This is a genomic window from Serratia sp. A07 (assembly GCF_058725505.1).
The window spans coordinates 1-9,526 of record NZ_JBZXDO010000066.1 but is presented as its reverse complement, the minus strand read 5'-3'; the positions used below and the strand labels follow the sequence as shown (position 1 = coordinate 9,526).

The window sequence follows — 9,526 nt, the reverse complement described above, 5'->3', positions numbered from 1 at the left end:
GGTGTTGAAGTCAATATTCTGTCGCTGATTTGCATCGGTGGGTTACTGGCGGTGCTGTTTGTCTGGGCGGCCTGGGCTTTGGTTGATGTTTACCAGGGCTGGAGCAACGAAATAGTACGCAATGGGGCGTTGGTTCACTTCGTCATCAAAACCGTGCTGTTGCTGGTTGTTTCAATCTGGATGTTTGCCAGCTGACCTGTAAGAGGCGCAAGAGGCGCTGGACCGTATTTCACGATGTTATTTTCACACACCCATAAGGAATTTTTTATGAATGCTGCAGTTCGTCTTTTCCGTCAACTCTGCGCGCGTGCCGCGGTAGCCACTTCCCTGGCGTATGTCACCAGCCAGCCGGTGCAGGCGGCTCTGCCGTCGGTTGAGCCCCCGTCCTCCGGTGGTGGCGGTAGTCTGATGGATACCATCAAAGGCTATTTCCAGGACGGGATCGTTATTATCGGTCTGGTCGCCGCTGCGGTGGCTTTCCTGATTGTCGCCAACGCTGCGATCCATACCTTTGCCGAGGTCCGTGATCAGAAGGCGACCTGGGCCAAGTTCGGCGCCATCGTGCTGGTTGGTGTGGTGCTGCTGGTCACCGTTATTTGGCTGGTTGGCAAGTCCGCCGAAATCCTGTTCTAAGGTGGCCGGCCATGCAGACTATCCGATTCTTACCTGACCGTCTTAACGCAGAGCCAGTCGTCTTCCGGGGGTTCACCACCCCGGAGATGGGACTGGCGGCGTTGGCGGGCGTAGGGCTGGGTCTGCTCGTGTCGTTGCCGTTTCTTCCCCTTGCCGGTTGGGTCGTGATACCCACCGGCATGCTGGTGACGCCGCTTCTCGTCATCTGGTTTGGAGGCAGCCGGCTGACGCGCCTTAAGCGCGGTAAACCGGAGAATTATATCTGGCAGCGCCTCGAGGCGCGTAAACGTCGCATGGGGTGGGGGGATCCCACCCTGATTATCGACAAACAGGGCTGGTCGTTGCGTCGCAGCCGCGTTGTTAAGAGGTCCACATGAGCCGTTTCAGACATGCGGTTAAAAACCGCGATCAGCATATTCTCACGTTGCGTGTTGCCTGTGGCGTGCTGGTCGTTTTCCTTCTGGTAGCCAGCATCGGCTGGATGCGGGCGCCAGACAATTTGACCATCCATAACCCGCCAGACCTGCGCAGCGGCTCTACCCGCGCCTGGTGGGAGGTACCACCGTCCACGGTCTACAGCTTCGGTTTTTATATCTTCCAGCAACTCAATGCCTGGCCTAAGAACGGTGATGTCGATTACCCGGCCAAAATTGCCGCGCTGTCTCCTTATCTGACCGACTCCTGCGCACGTTTCCTGAAGGCGGACGCCAAAAAGCGTAGCGAAAGCGGTGAACTTGCCGGCAGGACGCGCGTGGTATTCGAAATCCCTGAGCATGGTTACAACGGCCGTTATAACCAGAGCCCGGTGACGGTCAAAGGCCGTGATAACTGGGTGGTACGCCTTGATCTGGTGGCGGACGAGTCCTTTGCCGGCGAACCGGTGAAACGCGCACTGACACGTTACCCGCTGAAAGTGGTGCGCGCAGAAGGGGATCCGGAACGTAATGAGTTTGGTCTGGCACTGGATTGTTACGACAGCATGCCACAGCGTCTGGCTGCGGCGCCGGCGGAACCCGCGCCTGAGAAAAAAGGAGTATTCCAATGATGAAAGCACGTGTTCTGGCGCTTTCCCTGAGTGTACTTCCCCTGGCGGCGACGTTTATCGTGCCGGTTACGCAGGCGGAAGAGCTGATGAAATGGGAGCGTATCCCGTTGCAAATCCCGCTGGCCGTCGGCAAGGAGCGGGTGTTGTTTGCCGATAAAAATGTCCGCGTCGGCTTCCCGCCGGCGCTGAACGGTAAGCTGCGAGTGCAAAGCAGTGGCGGTGCGGTTTATCTGAAAGCGGATGCCGCTTTCCCGCCAACGCGTCTGCAGCTGCAGGACGTGGAAAACGGGGAGGTTATTCTCCTTGATGTGACGGCATCGGACAAAGGCTCGGCCGAACCGGTGCGTATTGTCTACAGCGGTGACGTGACCTCAGTTAGCAGCAGTGACGCGTCAGCTGCTTCAGGGGGAAACAACGCGGCGCCTGGGGCGGATAACGGTACCCAGGCGAAGCGTAAAAAAGTCAAATACAACGCGCCGCTGCCGGTTGTCCTGACGCGTTACGCAGCACAAAGCCTGTACGGCCCGGTGCGTACGGTTGAAGCGGTGCCCGGCATTCATCCGGTCAACCCGCACTTGCCGAAACGTATCACCACACTGTACCCGTCAGAGCCGGTGACCATCACGCCGCTGGGCGGCTGGGGTATTGGCAGTCGCAACGTGGTGGCGCTGAAAGTGCAGAACACCGCCAGCCGCAAAATCACGCTCGATCCCCGGGTACTGCAGGGGCAGTTTGTGACGGCGACGTTCCAGCACCGCTATCTTGGCCCGGTGGGGACTCCGGAAGACACCACCACGCTGTACCTGGTTACCGCCGGTCGCCCGGACGGGGCGTTTGTCGCGGAACCATCGGCGGTTCGCAAAGCCGTAAAAGCGGTGAAGAAGGGGGCTAATCATGGCTGAGGTGAAATCCAACATGCTGCCGAAGGTCATTGTGTTCGGCGTGCTGGCCACCGCGATCATCGTCGGGCTTAAGGCCTGCAGCGGCGGTAAAGCACAGGAGGAGACTCAGCAGGCGCATAACGTGCTGGCCAGCATGTCGCCGGAAGAGCTGCGGGCGCTGGGTGTAGAGGGGGATACTCCAGAAGATACGCTGCGTACCCTGGTGGGCACCCTACGTACTACCCGAACCCAGCAGGCCGAGTTGCAGAAAAACATTGATAAAGTGCTGAAAGAAAACGAAGAACTTCGCAAGCGCAATACCAATGTGTCCGGTCAGGTCAATGAGGCCGTGGCCGGCTTCCAAAAACAAGCACAGCAGCGCCAGCAGCAGCTTCAGCAAGAGCAGCAAACGCTGATGGGAAAAATCCAGACGCTGACCGAGCAGTTGAGTGCGAACAAGGACAAGGCAAAAAGCGACAGTGATATTCCGCTGGGGCTGGGACTGGATGGCTTGGGTGCCGGGGACGGTGGGGCCGCTCCTGGTCAGGATGGCTTGATGTGGGTCGGTCCGAAAGACATGAAAGAACCCGACCCGCGTAATCCGAACAGCGTCAAAGACGGCCCGCAGTTCCCGACGTCGTTCCTGTCGGACAATGCGATCACACGCCAAAAAGCTGCCTATGAGCAGCAGGTTAAAGGACATACCAATGAAAAAGGGGCGGAGGAGAACGCCGAGCCGGTGTTTACCCTGCCTGAGAATTCCACCCTGGTGGGCAGCCGCGCCATGACGGCGCTGCTGGGCCGCGTGCCGATCAACGGCACGGTGACTGACCCGTACCCGTTCAAGCTGATGATTGGCAAAGACAACCTGACGGCGAACGGCATCGAGTTGCCGGACGTCGAGGGTGCGATTGTCTCGGGGACCGCCAGCGGGGACTGGACGTTGTCGTGCGTGCGCGGCCAGGTCAACAGCATCACCTTCGTGATTGCGGACGGGACGGTCCGCACCCTGCCAAAACCCAACACCAACATGAATGCCAACGGCAGTAACAATAATGCCGGCAGTAATGCGAAGGAGGTCAGCACCACCGCCGGCATCGGCTGGATCTCCGATGACAACGGTATCCCGTGCATCGGTGGAGAGCGTAAGTCCAATGCCTCGACCTATCTGCCGACGATCGCCGCCTTGTCGGCCGCCAGCGCCGCCGGGGAAGGGATCAGTCAGGGGCAATACACCACGCAAAACAATGTGAATGGCATCACCTCGACCATGACCGGTAATGCCGGCCAGGCCGTGCTAGGCAAGGCGCTGTCAGGCGGGATGAAAGAGACCGCCGACTGGGTGCGTGAGCGCTACGGCATGATGTTCGACGCCGTGTACGTTCCGCCGGGCCAGAAGCTGGCCGTGCACATTACTCGCCAGCTGGCGATCGACTTTGAGACCAAAGGGCGCAAGGTGCGTTACGACGACTTCAGCCTGCCTGGCGAAGACGGCAAAACCGGCGGGCTGGATTAACGCGTCATTCGGAGGAGAAAAGGCATGCTGTGGCGTCAATGCGAAAGGATGAATCGCCCACAGGGTTGGGCGCTGGTTTTGCTGTCCTGCTGCGCGTTTTGGCTGGGTGTGCTGCTCCCGCTGTGTTTGCTTATAAGAGAATGATAATCATGCGGAAAAATCTGTTTAATCGAGTTATGGCGATCACTGTCATTGTCAGCGTCATGGCGTTGGCCGGCTGTTCGACGTCGAAAGAGGAAATGCTGCCACCGGGGGACAGCTCGATGCTGGAATTGTGGCAGGGTGAGGATGGCGGCGGAACGGCGCGCAATGCGGTGGCAGCGCGCGACAGCCTGCGCCGGCCGCTCACCGAGAGCGAAAGCCAGGCAACAGCCGCGAGCGATCGCAGCTACAGCCGCACGCAGGAAAGCGAAATCAGCCAGCAGTTCCCGCGCCTGCCGAATCCCGATCTTGTGATGTACGTGTTCCCGCACCTGGCGGGTGGCAACGCGCCGGTGCCGGGGTACAGCACCGTGTTTCCCTTCTACAGCCAGGTGCAGTATGCGATGCCGGGTGAACGGACGGAGGCCTACTGATGCGGTTTTCCCTGTTTGATAAAAAGCGCCTGACGCGTAAAAAGTCGGCGGCTGCTGCCCAGGACGCACTGAACGTGACCGAGGACGGTGTGCCACTGTCTGTCGACGGCCGTGAGCCATTACGGCGCCAGGGCAAGATGACGGTAAAGGATGAGCAGCAGGTGTATCACGCCAATCCGTCCATCGTTGATTACCTGCCCTGGGCGGAGTTTCTCGACCGTGAGCAGTGTATCTTGCTCGATGACGGCATATCTGTCGGCGCTGTGTTTGACATCACGCCGGTGGCGACCGAAGGGCGGACGGACGATCGCCTGGAGCAGATGCGTGACACGGTGGAGGATGCTCTGCAGGACTCGTTTGACGAACATGATGAAAACCCCTGGATCGTGCAGTTCTTCTGCCAGGACGAGAACAATGTCGAGGCGTATATCGACAGGCTGCGACAGTATGTCAAACCCCACGCGCAGGGCAGTGCGTTTACTGAAGACTGGCTGAAAGAGACCGAGCGCCATCTGCGCGGGATTGCCCGTCCGGAAGGCCTGTTCAAAGATACGCTGATAACAGACCAGCCGTGGCGTGGGCAGCAGCGACGGACCCGCATGGTGGTCTATCGCTGGATTGGTAAGAGCAATCATGATCCGATGCCACCGATTGCCATGCTGAATCAGACCTGTGAGCGCGTGACCGGTGCCCTGGCCGGTGCCGGCGTTGCCTGCGTGCGCCAGAACGGGGCGCAGGTCCATGACTGGTTGCTGCGTCATTTTAACCCCAGCCCGGAGTGGGTGGATAAAGAGACGCTGTACCGCGATGCCGCCTATTTTGACAGCCGTGTCACGCCGGAAGGTGCGATGCCGGTGCAGAATGATTTTGCCGAAACCCTGCTGTTCACCCCGCCCGTATCCGATCCTGATCACGGCGTATGGTGGTTCGATACCCAGGCGCATTGCGCCATTCCGGTCGAGAAACTGCGCCGTCCGCCGGAGCCGGGCACAATCACAGGTGAAATGAAACGCGGAGAAAAGAAAATCAATGCGCTGATGGATCTGTTCCCGGAGGGGACGATGGTGTGCATGACGATTGTGGTGCAGCCTCAAGACACGCTGGAGAATGACTTCAATCGACTGGCCAAAAATGCCGTCGGTGAAAATACTGAATCTGGCCGCGTGCGCCAGGACGTGGCGCAGGTGAAAGAGTACTTGGGCAATCGCCACAAACTGTACCGTGCCGGTATCACCTTCCTGCTGCGTGCCGACGATCTGACCACGCTTAATCACAAACGTGTCGAGCTCACCAACGTGTTGCTTGGCGCCGGCCTGCAGCCGGTTCGTCCGGAATTTGATGTGGCGCCGCTCAATACCTACCTGCGGGCTTTGCCGATGTGTTTTAACCCGGAGACGGACAAGAAACACTGGTACACCCGCCTGACCTGGGTACAGCATCTGGCCGGCCTGTTACCGGTGACCGGCCGCGAAACCGGGACCGGTCACCCCGGCATGAGCTTCTTCAACCGCGGTGGGGATACGCTGACGTTTGATCCGCTCAACAAGCACGACCGGAGTCAGAATGCGCACATGCTGTATTTTGGTCCGACCGGCGCGGGGAAATCGGCGACGTTGTGTGCGACCCTGTCGCAGCTGATGGCAATACACCGGCCGCGACTGTTTATTGCCGAAGCGGGGAACTCGTTCGGACTGCTGGCCGATTATTTCGAAAGCCTGGGGCTCAGTGTCAACAAGGTGAGTATCAAACCGGGCAGTGGCGTCTCGCTGCCGCCGTTCTCCTACGCGCATAAACTCGTCGACGATGCGTTAACCTCGCTGGCCCTGGATGAAAATGACCTGCCGGACATCGATTCCGATGACGACGAGGATGAAGATAAGCGCGATTACCTGGGAGAAATGGAAATCTCGGCGCGCATGATGATCACCGGCGGCGATGCGAAGGAAGAACATGAACTGAAACGCGCCGACCGCGCGATGATCCGCGAGGCGTTGCTGATGGCAGCGCGGCAGACCCATGAGGAAGGACGGCAGATGTTGCCGGCAGACCTGCAGAAGGCACTGTACGCCATATCCAAAGACGAAGGGAGTGATATCCGTAACGTCCAGCGCCGGGCCAAAGCGGCCGAAATGGCGGAGTCGCTCGGGATGTTTACCCAGGCAGGCAGTTTTGAAGCAGAGCTGTTTAACCGTGAGGGCAGCCTGTGGCCAGAGGCGGATGTGACCCTGATTGACCTTGGGCATCTGGCACGTGAGGGCTATGAGGCGCAGATGGCGCTGACGATGGTGAGCCTGACCAACACCATCAACAACATTGCCGAACGGGACCAGTACTCGGAGCGGGATATCGTGTTCGCGGTGGATGAGGCGCACATCGTGACGGTGAACCCGCTGCTGGCGCCGTACATGACCAAAATCGTCAAAATGTGGCGTAAGCTCGGCGCCTGGCTGTGGCTGGCCACGCAGAACCTGAAAGACTTCCCGGATATTGCCGAGAAAATGTTGAATATGGCGGAGTGGTGGGTTTGTCTGACGATGCCGCCGGAGGAGGTCAACGACATTGCGCGCTTCAAGGCGCTGACCGAGGAGCAAAAGGCGGTGCTGCTGTCGGCCAGCAAACTCTCCGGCTGTTATACCGAAGGTGTGGTGCTGTCGAAAAAACTCGAGGCGCTGTTCCGTGCAGTACCGCCGAGCCTGTACCTGGCGCTGGGGATGACCGAAAAAGAAGAGAAGGCCGAACGCCGCGCGCTGATGCAGGAATTTGGCTGCAGCGAGCTCGAGGCGGCGCGCAAGGTGGCGCAAAAGCTTGACCGCCTGCGCGGCCTGGCGGCTAACGGGGAGGCAGCGGTAGCATGATGACCCTGAAATACCCTGAACCGGTTGTTCGTTCTCAAGACCAGGTCATTAGAGAACCGGCGTTGTTTACCCTTCCCCCGCAGGGGGTAGCTACCCTGAGCGCAACAGATGCGCTGGGACTCGACACGTTCTGTACGGCTATTCGGGCTCGGTTGTCAGGGCCAGTTCGACTTACCGCTCATCCACATCGCATCGGGAGTCGTACCAGCGTAGCATTGCATCTTGAGGGGCACCTGGGGCGTTGCATCGATGTTCTTATCACCGTGGCCGGTAACACGCTGTGGCCTCAGTCGGACGAATACCGGCATCCACGCTGGTATGTCACAGTGCCGGATGCGGCCGATGTGGTGTATCTGTTGCTCCACCTGAGCGAGCTGTGTGAGCGATTTAGGGTTAACTGATAACACAGTAGAAGTTAACGAACACTTCATACTATCTGGTATCTGAGCCAATTTTTGAGAGTATGTTTTCACTAGATCACCGGCCTTCTGGCCGGTTTTTTTTTATCCGGATAGCGGTATACTATTCGGTATTACAGGAGGAGATGACGTGGCGATAACTGAAGAAGCATTATCGAAGTCAGGTTTTACGACGAAAGATATACAGAAGCTCCGAAATAACAGTGCCAATTATGGTTCAACTGTAGATGTCATTGTTTCAGACCTAGCGAAGCGGTTCTTGATCAATGTCTGGGTGACGTTTGGGGTTGTTTTGGTGTGTTTGATAGCGCTGATTCTGGGGTCTGTTGACAGCGCATTATCTGGTGTGTTTGCCGGTTTATTCGTTTTAGCCATCGGTTGGTTAACTGTTCCGGCTGGCTTGGCATATAAATCCTGGCGTTTCAGAAAACGGGCTCAATGAGCTGAGTCTGTTGTCGTTGTCATTAAATCGAATACAACTTTTGCCTTAAGTCCATAGCCTACTATTTTCATTGTCAACATAGGTCTGTTCATGGTTTCGACCTTGCGATAAAAATCAGTCGGTAGATAGTGGAACAGCCGCCATGTTCCAGGTCTTCTGAGTAATCCGAATATGCTGTAAGCGTTAGCTGTGAGGGTTACTGCTTTAAAAGCACCGAGACCACTATCTCGGCTGAATCCCATAAACTCAGCGGTTGCCATGACACCATTAGCGAGGATCCCTTCAGAATCAGGTTTACTTTGTACTTGCTGATCGAATTCTCGCGAAAGCGTATTGAAGCCATCAGCGATAAGTATTACTCCCGCCATGACGCCGATAGGGGTTCCTGTCGCTGCTATTGCAAATCCACCTACAACTTCCAGACCGGCCAAGACGACGTTAACTGCCGTGATGGCATAACCCACGACGTTGTTGTTTTCCTTGATAAATTCTACCTTTGCATACAGTTTGGCGGCTTTTGTTCTGAGTAAGCGATCTTGCTCGAGAAGATTTTCATTTTCTGCTCTTAAGTTCTTTAAATAGGAAATTCCTTCCTCTTCAGATTTTGCCTGACGAGCAAGATAAAATTGCTGTGATATGAAGGATTTAATATCTTCCATGAACTTGATTTTTGTGAGCCCATCCTGAAGATGGTGAGACGCAACGGTATTCGCGGTATTAATGAGTTTTCGAGCTTCCAGATTAATCATGGTTGCTGACCAGGCGTTAGTCCGTTGCCCTGTAAGCAGTGAAATATCCATTTATACCCTCATAAGCGATTTGTCATACCGTCGACCAAAATCATATAACAAGGTCTACTCAATTGCATAAATTCTTGCAGCATAGATTCAGCGTTAGCGTAGTAAAATTATCGCAATCCAATAAAGACTTCTTTGCTGTCTTTCTGAGCGCTCCATAGCACCCTGTGTGGATTCTATCCACGCAGGAGTGCACGCCATGAAAATCAGCACGTTGCTGACGTTGTTTCCTCTGCTGATGCCGGCATCGGTGCTTGCCGGCACGGTACTGTATACCGATTCCCACTATCTCGCGTCAATTATTTTGGCCGGTCGGCGACAATTAAAATGGCCGGTTCACTACGGCGCCAGTGATGCCGCCTC

At 56.7% G+C, this 9,526-nt stretch carries 11 protein-coding genes; 10 read left to right on the top strand and 1 reads right to left on the bottom strand.

Annotated features, from left to right (window positions below):
- The 10 genes from AC4PR2_RS26780 to AC4PR2_RS26735 all read left to right on the top strand — a co-directional run.
- On the top strand, positions 1-195 hold a 195-nt coding region (locus AC4PR2_RS26780), incomplete at its 5' end, for a TIGR03758 family integrating conjugative element protein (RefSeq protein ID WP_492175761.1).
- 72 nt (positions 196-267) lie between these two features.
- Positions 268-633, top strand: a complete 366-nt coding sequence (locus AC4PR2_RS26775) for a TIGR03745 family integrating conjugative element membrane protein (RefSeq protein ID WP_180547782.1) — start codon at positions 268-270, stop codon at positions 631-633.
- An 11-nt stretch (positions 634-644) separates the two neighbouring features.
- The gene (locus AC4PR2_RS26770) at positions 645-1,010 is read left to right on the top strand and encodes a TIGR03750 family conjugal transfer protein (protein WP_086580534.1); all 366 of its coding nucleotides are present in this window, start codon (positions 645-647) and stop codon (positions 1,008-1,010) included.
- Complete coding sequence (locus tag AC4PR2_RS26765) at positions 1,007-1,678, top strand: PFL_4703 family integrating conjugative element protein (protein WP_127146359.1); 672 nt, start codon at positions 1,007-1,009, stop codon at positions 1,676-1,678. Before AC4PR2_RS26770 ends, AC4PR2_RS26765 begins: the two co-directional genes overlap by 4 nt.
- Positions 1,675-2,580 (top strand): TIGR03749 family integrating conjugative element protein, encoded by a 906-nt coding sequence (locus AC4PR2_RS26760; RefSeq protein WP_492175760.1) that lies wholly within the window; start codon positions 1,675-1,677, stop codon positions 2,578-2,580. The genes AC4PR2_RS26765 and AC4PR2_RS26760 overlap by 4 nt, the downstream gene beginning before the upstream one ends.
- Complete coding sequence (locus tag AC4PR2_RS26755; RefSeq protein ID WP_180547780.1) at positions 2,573-4,075, top strand: TIGR03752 family integrating conjugative element protein; 1,503 nt, start codon at positions 2,573-2,575, stop codon at positions 4,073-4,075. Before AC4PR2_RS26760 ends, AC4PR2_RS26755 begins: the two co-directional genes overlap by 8 nt.
- 149 nt (positions 4,076-4,224) lie before the next feature.
- Positions 4,225-4,650 (top strand): TIGR03751 family conjugal transfer lipoprotein, encoded by a 426-nt coding sequence (locus tag AC4PR2_RS26750; RefSeq protein ID WP_180547779.1) that lies wholly within the window; start codon positions 4,225-4,227, stop codon positions 4,648-4,650.
- Positions 4,650-7,505 (top strand): conjugative transfer ATPase, encoded by a 2,856-nt coding sequence (locus tag AC4PR2_RS26745; RefSeq protein ID WP_197786458.1) that lies wholly within the window; start codon positions 4,650-4,652, stop codon positions 7,503-7,505. The genes AC4PR2_RS26750 and AC4PR2_RS26745 overlap by 1 nt, the downstream gene beginning before the upstream one ends.
- Positions 7,502-7,906 (top strand): acetyltransferase, encoded by a 405-nt coding sequence (locus AC4PR2_RS26740; RefSeq protein WP_228011758.1) that lies wholly within the window; start codon positions 7,502-7,504, stop codon positions 7,904-7,906. Before AC4PR2_RS26745 ends, AC4PR2_RS26740 begins: the two co-directional genes overlap by 4 nt.
- A 148-nt stretch (positions 7,907-8,054) precedes the next feature.
- Positions 8,055-8,366, top strand: coding sequence for a hypothetical protein (locus AC4PR2_RS26735; RefSeq protein WP_157800472.1), 312 nt, complete (start codon positions 8,055-8,057; stop codon positions 8,364-8,366).
- On the opposite strand, the gene AC4PR2_RS26730 is transcribed toward AC4PR2_RS26735, so the two are convergent.
- Entirely contained in the window at positions 8,360-9,166 is an 807-nt protein-coding gene (locus tag AC4PR2_RS26730; protein WP_180547777.1) for a DUF4225 domain-containing protein, read from the bottom strand. The genes AC4PR2_RS26735 and AC4PR2_RS26730 overlap by 7 nt on opposite strands.
- Positions 9,167-9,526 lie beyond the last annotated feature (360 nt).